The organism is Acinetobacter sp. ANC 4204, assembly GCF_002135205.1.
Taxonomy (GTDB): Bacteria; Pseudomonadota; Gammaproteobacteria; order Pseudomonadales; family Moraxellaceae; genus Acinetobacter.
The window spans coordinates 20,243-45,499 of record NZ_NEFZ01000013.1 but is presented as its reverse complement, the minus strand read 5'-3'; the positions used below and the strand labels follow the sequence as shown (position 1 = coordinate 45,499).

Below are 25,257 nucleotides of genomic sequence, written 5' to 3'. Positions count from 1 at the left end.
TACAAATGGTTTAATCAGACAATACATTAAAAAAGGCAGTAATTTAAATGCCTATACGGATGAATATATCTCAGAAATCACTCAACGTTTGAATCATCGCCCAAGAAAAAGACTCAGCTTTAAAAGTCCGAGTCAGGTATTATGGCAACAACATGGTGTTGCACTTCAAATGCTAATCTAAGATTGGAAAAGCTATATGTAAGTTTTTATTTATATACTTTTTATCAATTGTAATGCGGCTTTTTAGCTGGATTCGTAAGGTGTCTTTTCCATTTAAATGATATGCAAGAAAATCGGCACCATTCCAATCATCTGATAACTTTATACAATTGAATCCGTAGTCTGCTAAATATGCCGAGATTTTCTGGAAATTATAAATTTCTTTTTGCCTAGGGGATAATTCAGAATAGATAATTTTATTAAACATTAAGGAAAAATTTTAGTTGTAAGTGATTTAATTGTATATCTTTTTTCTATAGGTTTAAATGCTCGGAAAAGATCGTTTTGATGAAGAAAACTTCTCAATTAGGCTAAAATGTACAACCTTTCATGATTCCTAAATCACTCCAGCAGAGCAAAAACACACCTTATAAAGATGTAACAACATTTTTACATCCACGCATTGCCTTTTACTTAAGTTTTGAAAATACAAGATATTGTCCCATGTTTAAGAATCAGCATTCTATTTTTAGGTATGTGCAGTTGGGAATCTGCTTGTTATGATCTAGGACATATGGATCTGTAATGAGTAAGCACATGACGAATAATAATTATACTGAACTTTCGCATTCGGATGACTGTGAAAAATACGTAAATCAATTCATTCAAGAGTTTCCACTGAGAAGTGCTGAAATCGGCCAAGGGACGGTCATCAAGCGTGCACTACCAAGTCGCCATAAACGAATGATTGGCGCATGGTGTTTCTTAGATCACGCTGGCCCTGTAACTTTCCCACAAGGGGACGGTTTAGATGTTGGTCCACATCCACATATTGGTTTGCAAACTTTTACATGGATGATTGAAGGCACCATGATGCATACCGACAGTTTGGGCAGCAAACAACTGATTCGTCCAAAACAGGTCAACCTCATGACCGCAGGACATGGAATTTCCCATACGGAAGTCGCACCAGATACAGAAACCAAAATGCATGCGGCACAGTTGTGGATTGCATTGCCCGATGCACAAATTGCTGTTGAACCCCGTTTCGATCACTATCCAGAACTGCCAGTGGTGGAAAAAGATGGGGTAGCATTTACCGTATTGGTCGGAGAGTTTTTAAATACCACCTCACCTGTGAGTGTCTATACCGAGCTGTTAGGGGTGGACTTAAGTGCAGCAGAAAGCACCAAGACCCGTTTAACGCTCAATCCAAACTTTGAATATGGATTTATGGCTTTAGAAGGAACGGCTACGGTCAATGGGCACGAACTGAGTGAAGACAATATGGTGGTGCTCGAGCAGGGTGTAAGCACGATTGAAATTGAAATTCATGCGGGTAGTCGCTTGTTACTGTTAGGTGGTGAGCCGTTTGAAAGTCCAATTCTACTGTGGTGGAATTTTGTTGGGCGTACTCAAGAAGAATTGAAAATTGCACGTGATCAGTGGATTGCACAAGATGAACGTTTTGGCTCAATTCCAGACTATGAAGGCCCGCGTTTGGAAGCACCAGCATTTCCAGACCAAATGCGCGCTTCAAAATAAGAGGAATACTGCGAAAAATCGTTCAACAACAGCATAGGTGGACAGTTTCAGTACTTGAAACCTATTCAAAAAAGATAAATGAAAAATAGGATAATAAAAAAATGGCAATCATTGCGAATGCAGAAGTGAAAACATGCGTCGAAGCATGGTCTGGTGAAGTAAGTAGTGGGCGACATCAATTCATTACCGATAAACCAGCGTCTTTTGGCGGTCAGGACAAAGGCCCTGCACCTTATGACTTTATTTGTACAGGCTTGATTTCCTGCACCATGATTACCCTAAGGATGTATGCACAGCATAAAGGGATCGAGTGGGGGGCTTTTAGTGTCGAAGCAGACTTTAATGCCAATAAAGAAGGCCGAGAATGGATTAGTCGTCGTTTGTCGTTTGAGCAAACATTGACAGAAGAAGCACGCCAAAAAATCTTAGATATCTGTCAAAAAACACCAGTTACTAAAACTTTATTACGTTCTGTTGAGATTGAAACCTCAATCGTTTAAGTCACTTGGCTGTTTTTAGAGGCAGTAAAGGATTTTGTACGACTGCAGATTCATGTACATCTACAGGTGCAAAATCCAAATTTTCGCGTAAAGTGAGTGCTAGATTTCAATTAAAACAAAAGGCAAAACAATGATCACTCTGCACCATTTGGAACATTCACGTTCTTTACGCATTTTATGGGCTTTGGAAGAGTTAGGGTTGGAGTATGAGGTGAAGTTTTATAAACGGCTGCCGACTTATGCTGCGCCACCTGAGTTAAAAGACATTCATCCCTTAGGCAAAGCCCCCGTTTTGACTGATGGTGATTTGGTCATAGCAGAATCTGCGGTGATTTTAGAATATCTGCAAGCCACTTACGATACGGCGCATAGGTTTAAACCGCAAAATCCAAAGGACTTAATGCAATACAACTACTGGATGCATTATGCCGAAGGGTCGTTGATGCCCTATTTGGTCATGACCTTGGTGATGACCAATGTACCGAAACATGTTCCCTTTCTAATTAAGCCGATTGCCAATAAAATTTGTGATGGGGTGAAAGGCAGCTTTATTAATCCACGCTTGAAAGAGCATAGTGCATATTTAGAAAATTATTTATCTCAACATGAATATTTTGCAGGTGATTTTTCTTTTGCCGATATTCAAATGAGCTTTCCTGTGGTGGCGATGCAAGAGCGAGTCAAAGCCCATAATCCTCAAATGGTTGCTTATGCACAGCGTATTCAGCAACGCCCAGCCTTTAAAAAAGCCAAAGAACTCAGTGGGTTATAGTGGTGGGTGATGGTTTGAACCTGATTTTTTTGCCCGGTGCATCGGGTAATACGGCATTTTGGCAACCTGTCATACAGCGCCTCCCAGAGGACAATTCAAGCATGGTCGTCGCTTATCCGAGCTTTGGTGGCTATCCGGATGATGTGAATGTGCAGAGTTTTGAGGGCTTACAAGACTATGTATTGAATCAAATTCAACAGCCTTCTGTGGTCATTGCACAATCTATGGGTGGCATTTTTGCAGTGCAAGCTGCCTTACAAAAACCTGAGCAGGTACAGGCTTTGGTACTTGTGGCAACCTCAGGCGGTATTGATTTAAGTCCTTTTCAGGTGGCGGATTGGAGAGAGGATTATCAACAGAACTTTACTGTTCCCGATTGGTTTGTTCAGCATCAGTCTGATTTGACGGACAGTCTGGAGCGTATCCAGTGCCCAGTTCTGCTGATTTGGGGCGATGCAGATCCGATTAGTCCTGTTGTAGTGGGGCAGGCCTTACACCGTCAAATACCACATGCTGAATTGTATATCGTGTCACAGGGGCAACATGATTTGGCTTATGTACATGCGGAGCATGTTGCGCAATTGATTCAGCGTTTTCTCACCAAACTCAGGGTATAAAAAAGGATGCCTCGGCATCCTTTTATTTTTTTAGCGTTTGACCACAATCGAATCAATCCCGCTATGTTGTAGGGTTTGCTGTGCAATCACCGCAGCTTCTTGCGAGTCATATGGCCCTGAAATCACGCGATACCATGTTTGCCCACCTTCAACGGTTTTGACGACATCGGCAGAGAGACCATTTAAGATAATTTCTGCACGACGTGCATCTGCACTGTCTGGGTCAGGGTAGCTACGCACTTGCAAAATAAAGCTTGGTGCTTGCGGTGTTGGTGCTGCTTCGGTTAAACCCGGTTCAGCAGGGGTGCTTTCTTCGGCAGCAGGTGCTTCAACAATCACCACAGTGCTTGGATTGTCTTTAGTTTCAGGAATGGCTTGATCTGGAATCGGAGTCACTTGCTGCTGTGGCAGTAAGTCGTAGAAACGGTAGTCTTTATTGGTTTCTTCTTGATAATGTTCCGAGGTGATTTGACCTTTCGGCTTCACTGGCGCCCAAGGCTTCCACAGTAACAGTGCTACAGCAAAACAGAGCACGATTAAAATGACCACAAGTGTACCGAGCCAAGCTGGAATCAGTGGCTTTTTGGGTTTGTTCGGTCTTTCAGATACACCGCGCTGCGTTTTTCCAAACACGTGGAAACCTCTTTTCTTCTAATCAATATGAGGGACTGGCCCATTCTTTTCTTTATTTTAATACTTGGCCTCAAGGGATTAAAAGAGGCGTCATCGTAAAATAAAGAATCGCTTTGCAAAATTCAAGTTTCACAAAGCGAACAATACATCTGGGTTGATATGGCTACTTCGGGCATAGCCCATTATCTTGCGACGATGTGCAAAGCGTTGCTTTTTACATCGTTACCTCAAGCATAGCTTTCGGTCTTGCAGCCATGTGTGAAGCTTTGCTTCACTTATTACATGGTTACTTCGGGCATAGCCCTTCGTCTTGCGACGATGTGCAAAGCGTTGCTTTTTTACATCGCTACCTCAAGCATAGCTTTCGGTCTTGCAACCATGTGTGAAGCTTTGCTTCACTTATTACATGGTTTCAGGTGCAGACACACCCAGTAACTCTAAACCATTACGCAAAACTTGTTGTACGTTTATTGAAAGTAATAAACGGGCTTGCGAAAGGGCAACATTCTGTTCGTCGATAATTCTTGTATTATCCAAGTTATACCAACCATGGAATAATGCTGCGAGTTCTTTCAAATAGTTGCCCACTTGGTGTGGTTCATAGCTATTTGCAGCACGAAGCACAATTTCAGGATAGGCTGCAAGTTTAGCCAGAATTTCAGTTTCAGCGTCAAGCGTTAATAAGGTCGCATCGTAATCAGCCGTTTTGCTACGATCAAAAGGAATGCCTTTTTCAGGGGCTTTCACATCGACCATACGATTGACACGTGCGTGCGCATATTGGATGTAGTACACCGCATTGTCTTTGCTTTGTGAAACCGCAAGGTCTAAGTCAAAGTCAATGTGTTGCTCGGACTTACGCATCACGTAGTAGAAACGCGCAGCATCGTTGCCCACTTCTTTACGTAGGTCACGTAAAGTCACGAACTGACCCGAACGAGATGACATTTGTACCATCTCACCACCACGCCATAAGCTGACGAACTGAACCAATAGAACGGTGAGTTTTTTCGAGTCATAGCCCATTGCATCAATCGCGGCTTTAACCCGTGAAATATAGCCGTGGTGATCTGAACCCCAAATATCAATCAGGTCGGTATAGCCACGTTGTAATTTGTTGAGGTGATAAGCGATGTCAGAAGCAAAATAAGTGGTTTGCCCATTACGACGCTTCACAACACGGTCTTTTTCATCGCCAAATTCAGTTGATTTGAACCAAATATTGCCGTCTTTTTCGTATAAGAAACCACGTTGTTCTAAAGTGGCTAACGCTTCATCAATTTTATCCGTGAGTGATGCTTCGCTGAACCATTGGTTAAAGGTTACGCCAAACTCACCTAAGTCATCTTTAATGTCATCTAGGATGGCATGGAGTGCTGCTTGGTGGAATACACGGTAGCCGGTACCAATGAGTTGCTGTGAATTGGCGATTAAACCATCAATATGTTTTTCTTTGTCGCCTGAAAGGACAACTTTATTGCCTTCAGCATCGAGCTCTTCTGCATATTGTACATCTTCAGGAACATCCTTATAGACGTCAGCCACTGGTCGAACGTAGGCATCACCATCAGCATCAATAATGCTTTGCGCGATTTCTTTAACATAATCGCCTTGATAGGCATTTTTAGGGAAAACCAGTTCCTGACCTGTTAATTCGAGGTAGCGTAAATAGGTAGATGTTGCAAGGATGTCCATTTGACGGCCTGCATCATTCACATAATATTCACGGTCTACCGTTGCACCTGTTGCTTCAAGCAAGGTTGCAACGGTCATCCCGTACGCTGCGCCACGGCCATGACCGACATGCAGGCTTGAAGTTGGATTGGCAGAAACGAATTCTACTTGGATTTTTTTCGCAGCATTGGCTTGAGTGCGACCAAATTGCTTGCCTTGCGCTTGAATTTGCTCAAGTACAGCAAAACGTTGGTCAGCATTTAAAAAGAAGTTAATAAAGCCAGGGCCTGCGATTTCTGCTTTGCTGATGTCTGCCACTTCAGGCAACGCAACAAGAATTTTTTCGGCTAAATCACGTGGCTTCATCCCCGCAGCTTTAGAGGCAATCATCGCGATATTGGACGCAAAGTCACCGTGGCTTCGGTCTTTGGTACGCGTCAAATTACTGCTGTTATTCCAGTCTGCTGGAAGGACGCCTTCAGCTTGAAGGTTTTGCACTGCGTGCTCGAGAGCTGCTTGGATTGCCGTGTTCATATTCAGTCGAAAATTTAATGTCGCAGAAAAACGCTAAATATAGCAAATTTCGGCGTCTTTAGGTGAATCCATTTTTATAGAATAAAAAATGCGCACTAACTGCTAACGATTGCACTGCAACAAAGATGAAAAGTGCAGTATGATCAAAACCAAAACTCATGTTTTTAAGGATGAAACGTGTCTGAACAGCGCCCCATGATCATTGGCAATATTCCCAAGTTACCCGCAAAATACGCCATGTTTATTTTGCCGTTTTTTATCTCATTTTTTATGAGTGGCATTATTTCGATGATCAATCTGTGGCGTAATTTGGGCTGGGTGGACAACTTTCTACAGGTTTGGCTGTCTGCATGGATGATGTCTTGGGTGGTGGCCTATCCTGTCGTGCTCATTGTACTGCCGATTGTGCGCCGTTTGACTGGTGTGTTTGTCGATATGTCACATCTGAACCCACCCAAATAACCTTCATTTTAGCTATTTTCACGGCATGAGACAGGTTTGCTGAGTAGTGCCGCATTTTGGTTTTGAAAACGATACAGTTTGCCTGCATGAAAGAGCTTAATCACTTGGGCACTGGCAAGCTGTTGTTGAAAACGACTCAGGGTTTGGTGTTGAAATGGATCAAAGGGATTGCCGTAGTTTTTGTTGTCGAGTAAAAACTGAATCTGTCCTGCTTCTTTATTATAACCATATAAAATACGTTTACCTTGCGCATCTTGAAGCTCAAACGTAGGCGGATGACTGCTGATTTTACAATTCAGACGCAGTGAGAGCACAAAGCCTTCGGTCGATTTGTTTTGTAGTTGATAAATGTCTTGTTTTTCATTCTCCAAATAGACCCATTGGTTCAAGGGTAAATTGGCACTGAGTTGCTCATATTGCTCGATGGTGGCTTTACTGATATCGACAATGCCTTTTTGATCAATTTCAGGCAGTTTCTCGTGATTACCCAATAGCCCTGTAATTTTATGACTCACGGTATTTTGAGCCTTAGAGACAGATTGGCAAGCGGTCAGTTGAGCGGTAACAACGCTTATGAGGCTAAACAAGAGCATTAATTTTTTTATTGTCATTTTTTTGCGGATAGAGAACTACGAAAGGCGCTAGCTTAGCTTGTGTAATGGTGAAGTTCAATTTTTATCCATTTTGAATTTTGCGAAAAGTCTGTTTCAGTCCCTATATTTAGTTGTATGACTCAGTATTTTTATTTTCAGACTAAATCGCTTTGATAATTGCATCACGCTTATAAATATCAAAACATGAGTAAATGGCGCTAAGCTAGTAGCCGAAATAGATGTACAGATTCTCCCATAGGTTCATCTAAATCTATGTATAACGAGATAGGTAATGACGACAGAATATTTAAAGACAAAACAACCCTTATACATCCCTTATGCGGGCAATACTTTACTTGAGTTGCCGCTGTTAAATAAAGGATCCGCATTTACGGAAGAAGAGCGCACTCGCTTCAACTTGCATGGTCTAATTCCGCATGTTGAAGAAAGCATTGAAGAACAAAGTCAGCGTTCTTATCAACAGTACTGTGCTTTTAATGATGCGATCAATAAGCACATTTACTTGCGTAATATTCAAGACACCAACGAAACCTTGTTCTATCACCTCATTGAAAACCATTTAAGTGAGATGATGCCGATCATCTATACTCCAACGGTGGGTGAGGCCTGTCAGCGTTTCTCGGATATTTATCGTCGCCATCGCGGCACATTTATTTCCTATCCAGATCGTGCGCATATTGATGACATCTTGCATAACATCAACAAGAAAAATGTCAAAGTCATTGTGATTACCGATGGCGAGCGTATTTTAGGCTTGGGCGACCAAGGCATTGGCGGGATGGGTATTCCGATTGGAAAATTATCGCTATATACCGCGTGTGGTGGTATTAGTCCAGCGTATACGTTACCAATTACCCTCGATGTCGGGACCAATAATCAACAGTTATTGAATGACCCGATTTATATGGGTTGGAATCAACCACGCATCAGTGGTGATGAGTACTATGCTTTTGTCGATGAAGTGATTGCGGCGATCAAGCGTCGTTGGCCGAAAGCGCTGATTCAATTTGAAGATTTTGCGCAAAATAATGCCATGCCGTTACTGAATAAGTATCGTGATGCAATCTGTTGTTTTAATGATGATATTCAAGGTACGGCAGCCGTTTCTGTGGGCAGTTTGATTGCTGCATCACGTGCGGCAGGTAAACAACTCAAGGATCAAACCGTTGCCTTCTTAGGTGCAGGTTCAGCAGGCTGTGGGATTGCTGAACAAATCGTTGCACAGATGAAAGTTGAAGGTTTAACTGATGCCGAAGCGCGTGCACGCGTGTATATGGTCGATCGTTTTGGTTTAATCACTGAAAATCAGCCGAATCTACTCGACTTCCAACGTAAATTGGCGCAAAAGCCAGACGTGATTGCGCAATGGGGAAATGCGGAAGAGGTGATTTCACTGCTTGATGTCGTGAAAAATGCCAAACCTACCGTGTTGATTGGGGTGTCGGGTCAGCCGGGCTTATTCACTGAAGAAGTGATTCGTACTTTGGCTTCGAACTGTGAGCGTCCGATTGTGTTGCCACTGTCTAATCCAACCTCGCGTGTCGAAGCTGTGCCAGCAGATATTATTCACTGGACGGACGGCAAGGCTTTGATTGCGACAGGTAGTCCTTTTGCTCCAGTCAACTATCAAGGCAAAATTTATAATATTTCGCAGTGCAATAACTCGTATATCTTCCCAGGCATTGGACTGGGCGTGATTGCGGCCAATGCAACCCGTGTGACGGATTCTATGCTGATTGCATCGAGTAATGCTTTGGCAGATTGCTCACCGATGTTGGTTAATCCTGAAGCAGACTTGTTACCTGAGATTGATGAAATTCAAAAAGTATCTAAGCTGATAGCTTTCAAGGTTGCGAAAGCAGCGATGGATGCAGGTGTAGCCCCGATTATTAGTGATGAGCAATTGCAACACGCGATTGAAAAGAACTTCTGGAAGCCAGAGTATCGTCACTATAAACGTGTCGCCTTCTAAAGCTGAAATGAGATAATAAAAAAAGGAGCAGAATGCTCCTTTTTTTATTATCTCAGGAATACGTATTGATTAACATTATTTTACTAGATTAAAAATTAGACATTTTGTACACTCCGCGCACAAATATAAAAACCAATAACTTAAATAATGATCATGTTCAATTCTATTTATAAGATGCTGGAATCCTTTGGATTTGGCTCGCAAAAACGTGCCTTGCATATTCATTTTTCCAATCTGGCCTTGAATACACAGGTGTTTATTCAGCGCATTGAGGGTAAGCACCGTATCAATCAAGGCCTAAAGGCTGAAATTCTATGTCTATCGACCAATGCTTATCTGCCTTTGAAACAATTCATTGGTGGTCGTGTCGCCGTAGATCAGGTTACGGATGTTGGGCAGCTCTCGCGTCTCACTGGCGTAATTACGGGTGCTAGTCAAGGCCAAAGTGATGGTGCACTAACTGTTTATAAACTGACGATTGAAGATGCAACCTCACTGTGGCATAAGCGCAGAAACAGTCGCGTGTTTATGAATAAAAGTGTTCGTGAAATTACTGAAACTCTGTTTAGTGAATGGCAAAACAATAGTGCCTTATTCGCAGCCAGTTTAAGCTTGAATTTAGAGGGTCTGAGCCGCGATTATGATATACGTCCGTTTGTCATGCAGTCTAATGAAACCGATGCTGAGTTTCTTACGCGCCTATGGCGGAGTGAAGGTATTAATTGGTTGATTGATGAACAAGCTCCGATGGTGTTCAGTTCGTCCGAGCCGATTCAGGCACAGCAACTTCGTTTGATTGATGACAATCAAGTGTTTACAGCACTGGGTCGTCGGACGATTCGTTTCCACCGCAGCCATGCCACCGAGCCATTTGATAGCATTACCAGTTTTATTGCAGAGCGGCATTTACAACCAACACGGGTACAAACGCAGCGTTGGCATGCGCAACATTTGCTTCAAGATCAAAGTCATACTGCACTTAGTACACATCAGCATAGTGATCAACAGGACAATGAAAGTTTAAGCTTAGAACAAGTTTGGTGTGTTAGTTCAGCATGGACGGGTGATCTGCAGGGAGGAGATCAGACGACAGTTGCAAATAGCAACCAACTAGAACGACTGAATCAACAACTGAGCCATTCTTACGAGCTTCAGGCCAAATATTTCACCGCAAAAAGTAGCGTTCGCGATGCGCATGTGGGCTATTGGTTTGAAATGGTGGGGCATCCTGAAATAGACCAACATGTATCCACAGAGCGTGAATTTCTCATTTTAGGGAAAACTTTTTATAACCAAAATAATTTACCCAAAGAGTTGCTACAGCAAATCAATCTGTTATTAAAAGGAAGTCGCTGGCAAGGTCTGAGTGATGAAGAACGACAAGCCAATGAACTCTTTGTCGTACGCCGTGAGGTTAAAATTGTTCCTGAATATCAAGCATGGATACACCGTCCAGCAGCCTACCCTTTACGGGCTAAAGTCGTCGGGCCCGAAGGGGAAGAAATTTATGTGGATGCATGGGGACGGATTAAAGTTCGCTTCATGTTTACCCGTAGTGATGACCATGCCCATGATGGTGGTGCGGGTGCAAATGACAATGATACGGACTCGGCTTGGGTCGATGTATTGACCCCATGGGCGGGTGAGGGATATGGCGCACGTTTTCATCCGCGTGTCGGAGAAATTGTGGTTATTGACTTCTTTGAGGGGGATGTTGATCGACCCTTTGTCGTAGGGCGGATTCATGAAGCGGAGCGTCACCAAACCATGTTTGATGTAAAGGGAACATTGCCTGCAACGAAGAAGCTCAGTGGTATTCGTTCACAAGAGGTTGCAGGGCAAGGTTTTAACCAACTGCGTTTTGATGATACGACAGGGCAAATTAGTGTGCAGCTACACAGTAGTCATGGAGCGAGTCAGCTCAACCTTGGTAACCTCAGTCATCCAAAAGAAACTGAAAACAGTGATGGGCGTGGTGAGGGGTTTGAGCTAAGAACGGATCAATGGGGAGCCATGCGTGCAGGTAAGGGGCTCTTGATTAGTACCTATGCACAGGATCAAGCGGTTGCAGATCATTTGGCTGCGTCAGAAGCCCAGTCCATCTTACAGCAAGGTCATGACAGTATGCACATACTGAGTACTTTGGCTGTCAAACAACAGACTGATGCACTGAATGTCGTCAATCGTCTGCCTAAGTTGATTCAATCTTTAGAGTTAAAAGGAGCCAATCAAGCACTCCAAGCAACTGTTGGTTTATTTAAAACGGCAGTTAGTCAAGATCCGATTTCGGCACTAAAAAGCTGTGGTGGCTTCATTGAGGATATTCAAAAATTTGGTCAAGACACTGACAATTTGATCAATGAATTTAAAGACTTCTTTCAAGGCGCGAATAACTCAATCGAAAACTTAAAAGCCTTTATTGATAATCTCGAAGAACATGGTTCAGATGCTTTAAAGAGTCAGTTGCAAAGTGTCAAAGAAAAATTGAATGCGGATCCTTTCTCCGCTTTAAAAGATGTTGGCAAAGTGATTGCTAATGTCGAGATGAATGACTTTGATCTGACCAGTGTTTGCGGAAGCTTTAATAAAGGCAGCAAGCTAAATGTTAATCCTATGCAGGCATTGGGCTCCATGCAAGGCTTTATGGAGACATATGCTCAAGAGGCAGAGCAAACGCAGGATACTCACAATCAAGCTCAAGCGAAGATCTTTCGTCAGGCTTTAATGTTGTTGGCTTCCCCCAATGGTATTGCCCTCACGACACCCGAAGATATTGTTTTACAGGCTTCTCAAGACATTGTTGAAAGCGCACAGGGGTCTATTAACTTAAGTGCACAGAAGAATATTATTGCGCATGCACAGGATAAGGTGAGCTTATTTGCTGCACAAAAAGGGCTAAAGGCATTTGCTGCAAAAGGAAAAGTTGAATTACAGGCGCAAGATGATGCGATAGAGGCGATTGCGCGCAAGGTGATTAAGCTAATTTCAACTGAAGATAAAATAGAGATAACCAGTCCAAAAGAAATTGTGCTTACTGCTGGTGGTTCACAGCTCAAAATCAATGGGGATGGAATTTTTACGACAACAGGTGGAAAGTTTGAAAGTAAGGCGGGTCAGCATAGTTTTGTGGGTGGGGCAAAAGTGTCTTATGAGGTTCCTGAATTACCTTGCTCTTCTACTTTTAGCAATCGGCTAGATATTTATAATTTATTTTGGGCAAGTGATTTTAATCAGCTCAGTTACAAAGCTTTTATTCCTGAGACAAATGTATTTATTGCAGGGGTAATAGATGAACATGGCCGTACAGGAAAAATTAACACATCAGACCCAACAAAAGTCCAAGTGCTTGTTGGATCTGATGATGAATGGGGCTTACGAGTCGAAAGTTTTGATGAAGATGATTTTAGTATTGATAAAAATGTAAATGGTGAGAATTTAGAAATAAATCATAATGAAAATAATAAGGATTAGAAATGAATAAAAAATCATTAGTGACTATACAAATTTTAGATTTATTTGGAAGCCCAATTCCTAAAGCTCAATATAAAGTGACGAACCAAAGGACTGGACAGGTTATTGCGGCTGGTGCAACAAACTCTAAAGGGTGCATTGTCGAAATTAGCCGAGATAAAGGTACAGCATTAGATGTTCATGTCAAAAGTATGTTTGATGGTTTAATGCTAAAAGTCCAAAGCTTTGTTATGTCTAGAGATAGGATGATTGTAAAGATTACGAGCCCTAAAGTTCTTTTAAACTTAACGACATTCACTAATCAGGGAAGTAATGGAGAATATAAAAGAAAAACACATGTTGTGAAAAAAGGAGAAACTTTATTTGATATCGCTCAGAAAAATAATACGACAGTTCGCGCATTAGAACGCCTAAATAAGATAGATGATCCAAATAAGATTTATATTGGTCAAGTGATTAAGTTGGAAGTAAATATTCCAGCTGCAGGAAATCATGTGCATCAACAAAAAGAAAAATCAGCCACACAACCAAAAAATCAATCGTCCCCTAGTACAACATCAAAAATATCTCAGAGGCAAGAAGCAAAAAAGCCTTCTCAGGCGAGTCCGCAAAAAAAGCAAGGTGATGGACTTTTTTCAGGAAATTTAGGTAATGAAATCCTAAATAAGGTGAATGAACTTTATGAAGAGGGTAAGAATATACTCAATGAAACTGCCAATTTAGGCTCTAAAATCCCGACAGTTGAAGACCGTAGCCAAGAGAGTGGAACACCCAAAACGAATACTGAAAATTTATGTAAAACCAATCCTCAATGTATTTCATCAGGTAAAAGTGAATTAATTAGAGAAATTAATATTCGTTTAGCTGGGTTTGGTGGTGCATTACCCACAGATGAGTTTACTAACTTAACAGCTGCTTGTATTAGGCAATTTCAGAGAGATTATATGGGGGTGATTGAAACTGGAAAAATTTGTGGAAGCGTTTTATCTGCTTTGGATAAGTTTTACTATGAGTATCCAATAGCAAGTTTTATGGCGAAGGCTTCTTGTCCGTGTGGTGAGTGTTTAGGGTATGGTAATAATATTAGAGGGGTGAAGTCAGGATTAAATACTGCAAATGAGTATCCAGGTTTACATAGGTCTTTAATATGGGTGTTGAAGGCATTAAGTTTTTATCTAAAAAATGATTTTAAATCTGAAAATATCGAAGTAGCATATATAGAGTCCGGGTATAGGTGTATCGAGAGTAATAAACAAAAGAAAAGAACTAGTGTTAACCATATGGGACTAGCTTTAGATATACATTTTAATAAAAATGGAGTTAGAACTACAGCTTCTCAAGATATGAATAAAATACGTAAAAAAATATTAGTAGCTAAGATGAATGCTTCAGAACAAAGACAAGATGGTAAAATTTATCTGGAACCAGAAAAGTTTAATGATGGTTCTTCGGGAGCAAGTACATGGGTGCATTACGATGTGACAAAATTTTCAATGGTTGCTAGAAATGAAATTTATTTTAAAAAAACAGTTAAAGATCTAAATGGAGAATTATTCTCTGTTCTACTAAAAGAAATAAATAAGCAATCTTTACTCAGTTGTTCTGGTATTATCTTTAAAAATGAAGATCCTAAATCTAATATTTTAGAAAGTGAGTTGATTTTATCGAATCAAGATATTATTGATATTATGAAGGTAACGGAGACTGAAGTAATTAAATTTAAAAATGAAAATAATTTTAAACAACAAGCTGCTGGAGTTGTAGATACTATATTAAATAGGACGAAATCTGGTGTATGGGGAGGTACTGTGAGAAATGTTGTCAATGCACATCGTCAGTTCTCTAAAATAACAGGACCTAAAAGTTTAGAGCCATATGGTTCTGTTCAAAATATGCCAATGTCTGCTGTTAGCTCAAGGATAAAAAATTTCGTGAATAGTTATTTGATTGAAAGAGCAAATGGTCGCCCATCCATTGTAGGGGGACATTTGAATTATGCAAATAAATATTATTCTGATGAATATAATCGAAAAGCATGGGTCAATGTTTTTCATGATAAAGCTGTTAGAGAGGGTCTAATTTTTGGTCATGGAAAAGCAATTCATGCACATGGTACAGTTTCTGAATTAAAAGATAGTATTCCAAAATCATTTAAATTAAGACTTCCAGATAATTTTAAAGGAATTTAACACCATGTTTAATTTTAATTTTTTTTATTTAATTTTTTTTATAGGATTAGGTTTTCTGAATGTGGCATGTGCAAAAACTAGCACAAAAGGTTGCAATTCAAATAATGTTGAGGAAAAATTTCAATGTATTAGAAAAGAAAATTTTCTTCTTGAAAAAGAGTTGAAAAAGTTAAAAAACAATGAAAGAAAAGATTTTACTCTATGGAAAAAAAGTATTGAGAATAGATGTGAGAGTAAAAAATCTTATACTCTTGGGGAAGGTGTTGGATTGGTAAAGGAAGAGTGTTATAGGGGTGAATACATAAACAGGTTAAATGAAATTGGCAGAGATAATGGTAAGGTTTTAAAAGAAATTAATAAAAAAAATGATGATGGATTTTCTGTAACTTTATTACCTTATAATACTGATGATCACATCAACTGCATTTTGAAAAACAGTAAGACTAGTTGTGATAAAGTAAATTTAATTGATGTTTCTGCTTTATTGGAAGTTTATAACGAACTTGATGAAAACTATGGTAGTTCAGTTATCTTTCCTGAATCAAAAAATGGTGTGATCTTAATAGCATCTCCATCGTCTTCGGATTCTGGTCGCTCTGTAATTAATCTTACCTCAGTAAATGCATTGGGACTATTTAAAAAAATTACTATAGATGCTTCTAACAATATAACAATTAATAAAAACTATGAAATATTTTATACAAAGAATGGAAAGCTGTTGAAAATTACTCTGAATAATAATGGAGAGTTTGTTATTAATTGATTAAATTAGGAGTAACTAGCATTTTTAGTTACTCCTAATTTAAACTCATCCTTCCAACACTTCTTCCAGTAACTCCTCACTCGGTGCAAAATAATAAGCACCGTCAACAGGAGTTACAAAATGAAGCATGCGGCCATGGACTCCATCACCACTGGTGCCAAACATACGCAATAGCATCGAATCAATAATGCTTAAATCTTTAGTATAGGCAATAAAAATAAGTCTTGCTTATTTTACCATAGCTATAAGACAGTGGATGGACCCATAAAAGAAATAATGCTGAAGGAGTGAATTTTCTGAAGCAATGTATTAAAAATAATGCATAGGAGATAATGTGGTGGATAAGCCAAGGTATTCAAACCATGTTAGGAGAATGGCAGTAGATATAAAAATATCTAATTATATTGGAAAATTTTTGACTATTAATATTGAAAGAAAAAGAATACCAGCTGGTCTACATTTATGCAATTAAATAAAAATATAGTGTAATTGGGTACGGCAGTAAAGATGCACTGCATTGGTCACACACAGGTAGGTAAAAGTGATTTATAAAACATTGATTTTTATGTGCTTATTAATCTTAAATGCTTGCGACACTAAATATTTAGGTGAGACTGCTCATGCTAAATCGATTGAACAACAGAAAATAGAGAAGCCACAATCAGATTTATTAGCTGGTAAAATTTTGCAGAGCAGTAAAGGCGTAAAGAAAGCCTTAGATAATAAAATTTATGTATTATTAAACTCTAAAGAAGGATGTATTGTAAGTGAAAAACCAATTAATAATGATGTTGTTGTTATATATAAGGAAGATGAAAAGTTTAAATATGATATGGTGAAACCAGTATCTAAAAAAGATGATACTGATTGTGTTTCGAACTTGACTTTTGTAACTGATGAGCCTAATTATTTTTATAATATTGATAAGAAAACTAAAACGCCTCTTCGAGGTTATGGTTTTGAGTTAAGTAAAAACCAAATTATGTATAGTAATGGAAAGATTAGAGGGGTGGATCTAATTGGAAATGGTATTCCAAATATTATAACTGAATGTTTTTCACATGAAGGTTCTAATTTTAATATCTGGGGAGGTCATAATAGTGAAGAAAAACTATTGCACCGTTATACTTTCTTAGATATGGATATACAGCCATCATGTACTGAAAATGATAAAATAGTTAGTTTAGGTTTATTGGATCTAAAAGAATAATACCTTGTAAAAATTCTGTGTCAATGAAATCTTCTACGCCAGTGTAAATAACTTTAGGGGTATTTTACAATAAATAATAAGATATTTATTCTATCAAAGAGTATTACTTTTTGGGTTTTTAATAGAGGGACGATTTTATTGGATCCTAAGGCTACTTTAAAAAGGGTTAAGGAGATATTGCTATAAATAAAAAATTAAGATCTCTATATTAACTATATTTATCTCTTTATATGTATTTTTAGATAAAGATGGTTTGGTATGTAAGCCTGATAGCGCCCCTTTTAACGATATATTGAGTTGTTGTTTAATTGATTATAAGAAAATTACCAAATATTAAACTTCCTTATAAAAAAAGAAAATATCAAAATTATCTGAAGAAGAAAGAGTAACATTAAGAGATTCCCAAAGAACTTGGATAAAAAAGAAATATGTTGCTAATGATGAGAAGTTCACGCGAGAATTTCAAACAGAAATGATAAAAGACCGAATTTTATTGTGCAGGAAATGAATTGAGTCTAAGAGAATTTAAAATAATGAATTATATATTTTTCCTTTTTTTAATGACAATTAGTAGTTGTATTTATGCTGATTTTGGATTAATTCAAGATAAGGATGGCTATGTTAATGTTCGTGAATTGGCAGATTTGAGCTCTAAGGTTATATCTAAACAGAAGAATGGAGAAATAGTTTCATGTGTAGATGATATTGTGAATAATTTTTGTTTTATTAACTCATCGTCTGGTGTGAATGGTTATATTTATAATAATAGAATTAATAGATTCGATGGTTATAACAAAATAAAATTAAAAAAATATGATGTTAGAACTGCTTTATATAGGAGTTCTTTATATACAGTTGAGATCTCATCGAAGGATGCAGATTTGAATTCAAAAAATTATTCCAAAATTTTAAAGGGGAGGGAGTTATATAGTTTGTATAAAGGGAAGGCTTTTTATGGTACGGATGGTGACCTCCCTACTGCAAATTTTCTTCAGTTGAATAGAATAGTAGTTAAAATACAAGAGCAAAAAATTATTATTAATTCAGATCAATTGGAAAACTATTTTTTTCCAAAAGATGGGCTTAGTAGTAAGAATGAACTTGCTGATTTTCAGATTTATGAGAAAAATAATGATTTATACATAATCAACGCATTAAGTAGTGGTGGGGCTGCTCAATATAATATTGCATTACATATTAAAGATGGGAAGTTGGTGAAAAATAAAGTATGGAAGACAGAATTGTAAAAATTAGCTTAACTACAGTAGACTCTTACTGTAGTTAAGCATTAAAAATCACCCTTCCAAAACTTCTTCCAGCAACTCCTCACTCGGTGCAAAATAATAAGCACCGTCAACAGGAGTCACAAAATGAAGCATGCGGTCATGAATTCCATCACCGCTGGTGCCAAACATACGCAATAACATCGCATCAATAATGCTTAAATCTTTCGTATAGGCAATAAAAAATAAACCTTGCTCACCTTTACCATCGCCATAAGGAAGAGAGTGACGTAGGATTTCCATTTCCTCGCCCTCATCATCTTCAACCACGACACGTGCAACGTGAGAATTTTCAGGTTTAACGTCATCATCTAGTTCAATACTTTCAAGTTTTGTTCGGCCAAAAACTTGCTCTTGAGCATCAACTTTTAATTTTTTCCACTTTTCCAAATCATGGCAATAGCGCTGTGCAAAGATAAAAGAGCCATCTGCGAATACTCCGGAATTTTCACCTAATAATGCTGTTTCAGCACGATCATCGGGGAACTGCGGGTTTTCAGTACCATCAATAAACCCAGTCAAATCTCGACCATCAAAATTGCGGAAACAGACTCGTTCATCTAAAACATCCACTTTATCTTGGATGCCTTCAAAGAACGATTGGCTAAGGGAAAAACAAATATCGGTACGCTGAGCCGCAATATGAATTAAAACATCCGCAGGTGCGACAGGCATATTAAAAGAACCATAAATGGGCTCTAGCTGTTTAAACCCTGCAGGCGCTGTAGGATGAAGTTGTGCCCAAAGTTCAGGGCCAAAAGCAACCGCTGTTTTAATTTGAGCATGTGGATGTTGAGTAATAAGACGATCACGGGTTGAAAATAAATCTTCTAATTTTTCTTTAAGTTCTTCAATACTTAAATCTTTTAAACGTAAAACAATAAAACGGGCATGATCTGAAGGTAATGGTAGAATTACAGATTGGGCGGTCATTCATGGCTCCTAAAAAAATTGTTATTTCTATTGGCTACACTTATTGTGCCTTATGCTGTTTCAGCTTCATAGCCTTTAAGTGAAAAATTCATTGATGAATTATGGGCCCCTGAAAGCATGAAAGATCATATAATTGAACAGTCATTTTCTCTCAATATCTTTTATGTCATTTCAAATTTGGCTTGGTTTCGTACTTGCATGTTGGATCATTAGTATCTCCCCTGGGGCAGGGGCCATTGCGTCAATGTCGAGTGGTGTCAACTACGGTTTTCGGCATGGCTACTGGAATGCACTGGGTTTACAACTCGCCTTGTTGGTACAAATCGGTATTGTGGCGGCTGGGGTTGGGGTGCTTTTTGCCACAACGCCTTGGGCATTTTGGGCTGTGAAATGGTTTGGTGTGGCTTATTTATTGTATTTGGCTTATTTACAATGGACGGCACCCATCCAGTCGATTGACATTCAACAAGAACAATCGACTAAATCACGTTCCAAATTGGTGATGTATGGCTTTCTGGTCAATATGAGCAATCCGAAAGCAATCGTATTTTTATTGGCTGTTCTACCGCAATTTTTGGATTTGTCTAAACCGCAGTGGTCTCAATATGCGGTGATGGCTGTCACGATGGTCACGATTGATTTGATTGTGATGGCGGGATATACAGGGCTGGCAGCAAAAGTTTTAAAACTCTTAAAATCCCCGCGACAGCAAAAATATCTCAATCGTACTTTTGCCGTGTTGTTCAGTTGTGCGGCGGGATTGCTTAGTTTAGTTCATCAGTAAATTTAGTCTGCGTCAGTTCTGCTAAAAACTGTTGTTCAGTAACCACATGTATACCGTGCTGACGAAATAGGGCGGCAGTGACGCCTTCACCCGCAATTTTTTGCCCTGTAAATGAACCATCATAAATGCCATTGCTACCACAGGATGGGCTATTGGCTTTGAGCACGGCATGGGTAACATGGTTGGCTTGTGCCAATGCTAAAGCTTGGTAGGCACCTTGAATAAAGGCATCGCTAAGCGGATAGCCATCTTCGGAAAAAACTTGTGCCTGACCGAATAAAACATCAGCACCTGACCCATGGCGAATTTCTGCTGCGGGACGTGGGGTGGGAAGTCCTGCACTGACTTCAGGACATAAGCTGACATAATTTTTATCGAGTAAGGCTTGAGCTAATTGAGAGACTAGGCAGTCTTTGCCGTCATAACGGACTTTTTGTCCGAGTAGACATGCGCTGATAAAATAACGTTTATGGCTCATTTATTTAAGTCAGTTTTTTAAACTTCTGCGCGATAAAAATCAGCGCAAACAGAATCGACATGGTTAAGACGATGCTAAGCCCTGTGGAAGTGTTTAGCCCTGCACTGGACCATAAACCAACCGTTACCCCAATTTGCGCAATCACAAAGGCCCAAATCACCATTTGTTTTGGAGAGTGGGCAAGCAGTCGAGCGGTGAGTGCTGGAATGACAAGCAAGGCACCCATCAGTAAAGAACCCACTGCACGAAGCGCTAAAATGGTAAATAGAGCCAGTAGCAACATAAAAATCAAACGTTGCCATTTCGCACTAACACCTTCACTGACAGCCATATCAGGATCAATAGCGATTTGAATTTGAGCCTGCCAACTTTTATAAAGCACTACCAAAGCAACAACAATAACGCTTGCAAAAACAGGGAGGTCAGCCCATGTAATCGTGAGCAAATCACCAAACAAATAGCTGAGCAACTCAGGTCTTAAACTTGGAATGTGTTGAATAAACATTAGGCCTGAGCAGAGCAAGGTCGCAGAACAGAGTGCGAGTAAGGCGTCATTCGGTAAACGTGGATCATGCAACACCCAAAGAATCGCCACCAACAGCACCGCAATAAAAGCTACACCCATCCACAGGGGTAACGCTATTGCTCCTGCAATTGCGACACCCAATAGTGTGCCATGTGCCATGGTGTCGGCAAAGAAAGACATACGACGCCATAGCATCAAACAGCCCAGTGGAGCTGTGAGGAAGACCAATAAGGTTCCCATAATCCATGCAGGCAATAGTATTTGTAACCATTCCATCATGATTTAAGCTTCCGGTTCAGGGTGAATGTGGGGGCGAGTGTCATGCTGACAAGGCGTTGCACTATCACCATGTGCACAGTGATCATGATGATGCTGATAGAACACGCGGTTGGTGCCAAATATTGCTTGGTATTCGGGGTGCTGTTGCACATTTTCAGGTAAACCGCTACAGCAGATGTGTTTATTGAGACACACCACACGATGTGTCCCTTGCATCACCCACTGCAAGTCATGGGAAACCATAAGCACAGCACAACCGTATTTGACGGGCAGACTGCGTACATAATCATATAATTCAGCTTCAGACTGGATATCTAAGCCTTGCATGGGTTCATCGAGAACTAAAATATCGGGTTGGCGTAACAGCGCGCGCGCCAGCAAAACCCGTTGTCGTTCCCCACCTGAAAGCTGCTGTACTTTGGAATTTTCAAGTTTGCTGATCCCCGTATCGTGGATGATTTCTTGTTTGATTGTGGGATCACATTTTTCCAAAGCTAAGAGGTCTTTCACCCTAAGCGGTAGGCTATGTGAAGGATTAAATTTTTGTGGCACATAGGAAAATTTCAGGGACTTTGTCGTTTTAATTTCACCAGCATTAGGGCGCACAATGCCCAATAGTACTTTAATGAGCGTGGATTTCCCCGCCCCATTGGGGCCGATCAAGGTCACAATTTCTTGCTCATGCAAAGAAAAATCGACATGTTTTAGAATGTCGCGTTCATCAATGCGAACACTAATCTGGGAGAGTTCGACCAGAACGGGATCCGAGTTTATTTGTTGCGGCACTGCTGACAAATTCCTGAAATTTCAATAATACTATGCTGCGCGGTGAAACCATCTGCTGCTGAAAGGGCGTCGAGTTGTTGTAATAACCCTTGAGCAGAGGCTTCCGTCACTGACTTGCAATCGGTACAAATAAGAAAGGCCGCTTGATGTCCCTCGCGTGGATGACAGCATGGAATATAGGCATTAATTGAGGTTAAACGGTGAATCAGGCCTTTTTCTAATAGAAAGTCTAAAGTGCGATACACTGTTGGTGGGGCAGCAGGACGGTCAGCATTACTTTTAATTTTAGCCAGCAAGTCATACGCCCCCATTGGGCCTGTTGCATTGAGGATCAGTGCCAACACTTCTTTTCTTAGCGGGGTTAAGCGTGCCCCTGTTGTTGTGCACAAGACTTCTGCTTCCGCCAAACGCGTCTCAACGTTGTGATGACCATGCACATCATGTAAAGCATGGTGGTGTTCGTGAGAACAAGCGCTCATAGCAAACCTCAAGTGCAAAATCTATAAAAGAAAAACGACATTAAATCTTAGCATGAAGCGAAGAGAGTTTCGATTGGGCATAGGTATTTTTGTTGATTTGTTATATTATAACACTAATTATCTTTCTAGTGATTGCTCCCCATGTCCCGTTTTTTGGCTTTTTGTGCGTTTGCGCTGTTTAGTAGTGTTGCTTGGACGCAAGACTTGGTTGTCTCTACGCAGCCCATTTACTTGATCGCACAGGAAGTGACGAAAGGCATTGAAAAACCAACCTTATTATTGGCAAATCAATCTGGACATGATGTCAGTCTGACCCCAATGCATCGCAAAATTATTCAAGATGCAGATCTGGTGATTTGGTTGGGTAAAGAACATGAGGCACCTTTAGATAAGCTGTTGTCACAGAATGAAAAAGCTATTTCTATCTTACACTCGGGCATTATTCATGCATTACCTCAGCGAAATACCCGTGGCATAGCACTCAAAGATACTGTTGATACTCATGTCTGGCTAGATCCCAATAATGCAGTTCGCATAGCTTTCTTTATTGCAAGTCTTCGCTCGCAGCAAATGCCTGAATATAAAGACCGTTATTGGAATAATGCTAAAGTCTTTGCGCAGAGCATGTTGCAAACCTCCAATATATATAGTCAAAGTACCCAAGCTCGCCCATATTGGTCTTTTCATGATGCTTATCAATACCTGGAACGACCTTTAAACTTGCGTTTTGCAGGTGCGCTAACCGATGATCCACATGTTGCACCTACTGTTGCGCAAATCAAATACTTAAATGACAACCGTCCTTATTCTAAGATGTGCCTTTTGGCTGAAGTGCATGCCAGTCAAGCACAATATCAAAAGTTGAACCCACTGGTTTTCCAAGCGGTCGATGAAAGTATGACTGGGGCAGGGGATTTTGTCAGTGCGTGGAAGCAATTAGCTGATCATGTGCATAAATGTGTGCTAAATACCCGAAAGTGACGCAAAAATTAAACAATAATTGATTAGTTTAAAAGCAATTTAAACATAGAAAAAAACTCGACTTAGGTCGGGAAAAGATTGCATGTTCAGGGGTGTAACCCTATAATGCCTGCGATTAAAAATAATCATCAGCTAAACTTGTCAAGCATGATTGTTGTGAGTGAGTAAAAAATGAGCCGAACTAGTCGCTTGATTGACCGACGATTAGCGAAAGCTTTAGTCCTCTTACAAGCATGCATGATTCCTGTTTCAGCCTTGATCGGTTGGGTCTTGAAAGATTCAACTGCAGCCCTGAGTGCAGCATTAGGTGCGCTCGTGTGTTGGCTTGCGACTTGTTATTTTTCATGGCAGTCGTTTCGAGCAGCAGGAGCTCGCGCTTCTAAACAGGTTCTTGCGAACATGTATAAAGGCATGATGGGTAAGTTTGCAATTGTGATTGTTGGTTTCATTTTAATTTTAAGCAATGTCAAACCGTTGTCAGCGGTGGCGTTGTTTTGTGGTTTTATGCTCGTTCAAACCATGACGTGGGTTGCTCCATTTTGGGTGTCGCGTCAACAAAAACGAGTTTAATAAGCACTACAAAAAATTGAAAAGTTTTTTAGGAGAAGAACGAGATGTCAAGCAGCACGCGATGTTCGTTCTCTCTATTTGTATTTGACATTGACCAGGTGTGATTTATGGCTGCTGAAGAACATGCCCTTACTTCGACCGAGTATATCAAGCATCACTTGACGAATATGACCTATGGCAAAATGCCAGATGGTTCATGGAAGTTGGCTGAAACTGCTGATGAAGCTCAACAGATGGGGTTCACTGCTATTCACTTGGATTCAATGGGTTGGTCTATCACGCTTGGTGTGATTTTCTGTTTGTTATTCTGGTGTGTAGCGAAAGCTGCAAACTCTGGTGTTCCAACCAAGTTCCAGTCTGCAATTGAAATGATCATTGAGTTTGTAGACTCAAGTGTTCGCGACACTTTCCATGGCAAATCACGCTTAATTGCTCCACTTGCATTGACTATTTTCGTGTGGATTTTCCTCATGAACGCAATGGACTTAATCCCTGTTGACTGGATTCCATTCATAGCTCAACAAATTGGTGCAAGTGTATTTGGTATGGATCCTCATCACGTTTACTTTAAGGTTGTACCTTCTACAGATCCAAACATTACCTTAGGTATGTCTTTATCTGTATTTGTTCTGATCTTGTTCTACAGTATTCGTGAAAAGGGGATTGGTGGTTTCGTTGGCGAATTGGCACTTAACCCATTTAATCCAAGTAACCCAGTTGCAAAAGCGTTATTAATTCCAGTGAACTTAATTCTTGAATTGGTAACCTTCCTTGCACGTCCAGTTTCATTGGCTCTACGACTTTTCGGTAACATGTATGCAGGTGAGTTAATCTTCATCTTGATCGCATTATTACCGTTCTGGATCCAATGGGCGTTGTCTGTGCCTTGGGCGATCTTCCACATTCTTGTTATTACGCTACAAGCATTTATTTTCATGATGCTGACTATCGTATACTTGAGCATGGCAAGCGAAAAGCATTAATGGTAATGCCCAACTATCACTGGATGGTTGGGCGCATAATTTTTTATTTTAATTTGGTAT

23 protein-coding genes and 2 pseudogenes are annotated in these 25,257 nt (G+C 40.0%); 16 read left to right on the top strand and 9 right to left on the bottom strand.

The window, feature by feature from the left end:
• From B9T36_RS19135 to B9T36_RS18155, 5 genes and pseudogenes are all read left to right on the top strand, one after another.
• A pseudogene (locus tag B9T36_RS19135) lies at window positions 1–181 on the top strand (IS30 family transposase); the annotation flags it as partial.
• Between the two features lie 575 nt (window positions 182–756).
• Window positions 757–1,704, top strand: coding sequence for a pirin family protein (locus tag B9T36_RS18170; protein WP_086210830.1), 948 nt, complete (start codon window positions 757–759; stop codon window positions 1,702–1,704).
• A 101-nt stretch (window positions 1,705–1,805) separates the two neighbouring features.
• The gene (locus B9T36_RS18165; protein ID WP_086210829.1) at window positions 1,806–2,204 is read left to right on the top strand and encodes an OsmC family protein; all 399 of its coding nucleotides are present in this window, start codon (window positions 1,806–1,808) and stop codon (window positions 2,202–2,204) included.
• A gap of 130 nt (window positions 2,205–2,334) precedes the next feature.
• On the top strand, window positions 2,335–2,976 hold the full coding sequence (locus B9T36_RS18160; protein WP_086210828.1) for a glutathione S-transferase family protein: 642 nt from the start codon (window positions 2,335–2,337) through the stop codon (window positions 2,974–2,976).
• A 14-nt stretch (window positions 2,977–2,990) separates the two neighbouring features.
• Complete coding sequence (locus B9T36_RS18155; protein ID WP_086210833.1) at window positions 2,991–3,593, top strand: alpha/beta fold hydrolase; 603 nt, start codon at window positions 2,991–2,993, stop codon at window positions 3,591–3,593.
• Window positions 3,594–3,623: 30 nt separating this feature from the next.
• On the opposite strand, the gene B9T36_RS18150 is transcribed toward B9T36_RS18155, so the two are convergent.
• Both B9T36_RS18150 and argS read right to left on the bottom strand, forming a co-directional pair.
• Window positions 3,624–4,226: an SPOR domain-containing protein gene (locus B9T36_RS18150; protein WP_004684390.1), complete on the bottom strand. Its 603-nt coding sequence runs from the start codon at window positions 4,224–4,226 to the stop codon at window positions 3,624–3,626.
• A 402-nt stretch (window positions 4,227–4,628) separates the two neighbouring features.
• Window positions 4,629–6,434: an arginine--tRNA ligase gene (argS, locus tag B9T36_RS18145; RefSeq protein WP_086210827.1), complete on the bottom strand. Its 1,806-nt coding sequence runs from the start codon at window positions 6,432–6,434 to the stop codon at window positions 4,629–4,631.
• 177 nt (window positions 6,435–6,611) lie between these two features.
• Between argS and B9T36_RS18140 the strand changes: the two genes are divergently transcribed.
• On the top strand, window positions 6,612–6,896 hold the full coding sequence (locus B9T36_RS18140) for a DUF2798 domain-containing protein (protein WP_004684392.1): 285 nt from the start codon (window positions 6,612–6,614) through the stop codon (window positions 6,894–6,896).
• Window positions 6,897–6,904: 8 nt separating this feature from the next.
• Here B9T36_RS18140 and B9T36_RS18135 read toward each other — a convergent pair whose 3' ends face one another.
• Window positions 6,905–7,507, bottom strand: coding sequence for a hypothetical protein (locus B9T36_RS18135; protein ID WP_086210826.1), 603 nt, complete (start codon window positions 7,505–7,507; stop codon window positions 6,905–6,907).
• A 274-nt stretch (window positions 7,508–7,781) separates the two neighbouring features.
• Here B9T36_RS18135 and B9T36_RS18130 point away from each other — a divergent pair, with 274 nt between their 5' ends.
• The 4 genes from B9T36_RS18130 to B9T36_RS18115 all read left to right on the top strand — a co-directional run bounded on the left by B9T36_RS18130 (window position 7,782) and on the right by B9T36_RS18115 (window position 15,905).
• Entirely contained in the window at window positions 7,782–9,482 is a 1,701-nt protein-coding gene (locus B9T36_RS18130; RefSeq protein ID WP_086210825.1) for an NAD-dependent malic enzyme, read from the top strand.
• 153 nt (window positions 9,483–9,635) lie between these two features.
• Window positions 9,636–12,953 carry a type VI secretion system Vgr family protein gene (locus B9T36_RS18125; RefSeq protein ID WP_086210824.1) on the top strand — a complete coding sequence of 1,106 codons (3,318 nt, stop codon included), beginning with the start codon at window positions 9,636–9,638 and terminating at the stop codon, window positions 12,951–12,953.
• 2 nt (window positions 12,954–12,955) lie between these two features.
• Window positions 12,956–15,142 (top strand): LysM peptidoglycan-binding domain-containing protein, encoded by a 2,187-nt coding sequence (locus tag B9T36_RS18120; RefSeq protein ID WP_086210823.1) that lies wholly within the window; start codon window positions 12,956–12,958, stop codon window positions 15,140–15,142.
• A gap of 4 nt (window positions 15,143–15,146) precedes the next feature.
• Window positions 15,147–15,905 (top strand): hypothetical protein, encoded by a 759-nt coding sequence (locus B9T36_RS18115; RefSeq protein ID WP_086210822.1) that lies wholly within the window; start codon window positions 15,147–15,149, stop codon window positions 15,903–15,905.
• Window positions 15,906–15,950: 45 nt separating this feature from the next.
• Here the strand turns inward: B9T36_RS18115 and B9T36_RS18110 are convergent.
• Window positions 15,951–16,127 (bottom strand): annotated as a pseudogene (locus B9T36_RS18110) (peroxidase); the annotation flags it as partial.
• Between the two features lie 319 nt (window positions 16,128–16,446).
• On the opposite strand from B9T36_RS18110, the gene B9T36_RS19130 reads away from it, so the two are divergent.
• Both B9T36_RS19130 and B9T36_RS18090 read left to right on the top strand, forming a co-directional pair.
• A complete protein-coding gene (locus tag B9T36_RS19130) occupies window positions 16,447–17,115 on the top strand; it encodes a hypothetical protein (RefSeq protein WP_171264508.1) in 669 nt (222 codons plus the stop codon).
• 533 nt (window positions 17,116–17,648) lie between these two features.
• Window positions 17,649–18,362 (top strand): SH3 domain-containing protein, encoded by a 714-nt coding sequence (locus B9T36_RS18090; RefSeq protein WP_086210831.1) that lies wholly within the window; start codon window positions 17,649–17,651, stop codon window positions 18,360–18,362.
• A gap of 48 nt (window positions 18,363–18,410) precedes the next feature.
• On the opposite strand, the gene B9T36_RS18085 is transcribed toward B9T36_RS18090, so the two are convergent.
• On the bottom strand, window positions 18,411–19,331 hold the full coding sequence (locus B9T36_RS18085) for a Dyp-type peroxidase (RefSeq protein ID WP_086210820.1): 921 nt from the start codon (window positions 19,329–19,331) through the stop codon (window positions 18,411–18,413).
• A gap of 163 nt (window positions 19,332–19,494) precedes the next feature.
• Between B9T36_RS18085 and B9T36_RS18080 the strand changes: the two genes are divergently transcribed.
• The gene (locus B9T36_RS18080) at window positions 19,495–20,115 is read left to right on the top strand and encodes a LysE family transporter (protein ID WP_086210819.1); all 621 of its coding nucleotides are present in this window, start codon (window positions 19,495–19,497) and stop codon (window positions 20,113–20,115) included.
• On the opposite strand, the gene B9T36_RS18075 is transcribed toward B9T36_RS18080, so the two are convergent.
• Genes B9T36_RS18075 through B9T36_RS18060 form a run of 4 tightly spaced genes read right to left on the bottom strand, consistent with a single transcriptional unit; the run spans window position 20,096 to window position 22,663 of the window.
• Entirely contained in the window at window positions 20,096–20,593 is a 498-nt protein-coding gene (locus tag B9T36_RS18075) for a DUF523 domain-containing protein (RefSeq protein ID WP_086210818.1), read from the bottom strand. The two genes, B9T36_RS18080 and B9T36_RS18075, sit on opposite strands and share 20 nt — an antisense overlap.
• A gap of 4 nt (window positions 20,594–20,597) precedes the next feature.
• Window positions 20,598–21,398 (bottom strand): zinc ABC transporter permease subunit ZnuB, encoded by an 801-nt coding sequence (znuB, locus tag B9T36_RS18070; protein ID WP_086210817.1) that lies wholly within the window; start codon window positions 21,396–21,398, stop codon window positions 20,598–20,600.
• A gap of 3 nt (window positions 21,399–21,401) precedes the next feature.
• A complete protein-coding gene (gene znuC, locus B9T36_RS18065; protein WP_086210816.1) occupies window positions 21,402–22,184 on the bottom strand; it encodes a zinc ABC transporter ATP-binding protein ZnuC in 783 nt (260 codons plus the stop codon).
• The gene (locus B9T36_RS18060) at window positions 22,169–22,663 is read right to left on the bottom strand and encodes a transcriptional repressor (RefSeq protein ID WP_086210815.1); all 495 of its coding nucleotides are present in this window, start codon (window positions 22,661–22,663) and stop codon (window positions 22,169–22,171) included. The genes znuC and B9T36_RS18060 overlap by 16 nt, the downstream gene beginning before the upstream one ends.
• A gap of 141 nt (window positions 22,664–22,804) precedes the next feature.
• Here B9T36_RS18060 and B9T36_RS18055 point away from each other — a divergent pair, with 141 nt between their 5' ends.
• From B9T36_RS18055 to atpB, 3 genes are all read left to right on the top strand, one after another.
• Complete coding sequence (locus B9T36_RS18055) at window positions 22,805–23,644, top strand: metal ABC transporter solute-binding protein, Zn/Mn family (RefSeq protein WP_086210814.1); 840 nt, start codon at window positions 22,805–22,807, stop codon at window positions 23,642–23,644.
• 171 nt (window positions 23,645–23,815) lie between these two features.
• Window positions 23,816–24,214, top strand: a complete 399-nt coding sequence (locus B9T36_RS18050; protein WP_086210813.1) for an ATP synthase subunit I — start codon at window positions 23,816–23,818, stop codon at window positions 24,212–24,214.
• Window positions 24,215–24,321: 107 nt separating this feature from the next.
• Window positions 24,322–25,197, top strand: coding sequence for a F0F1 ATP synthase subunit A (atpB, locus tag B9T36_RS18045; protein WP_086210812.1), 876 nt, complete (start codon window positions 24,322–24,324; stop codon window positions 25,195–25,197).
• Window positions 25,198–25,257: the final 60 nt, after the last annotated feature.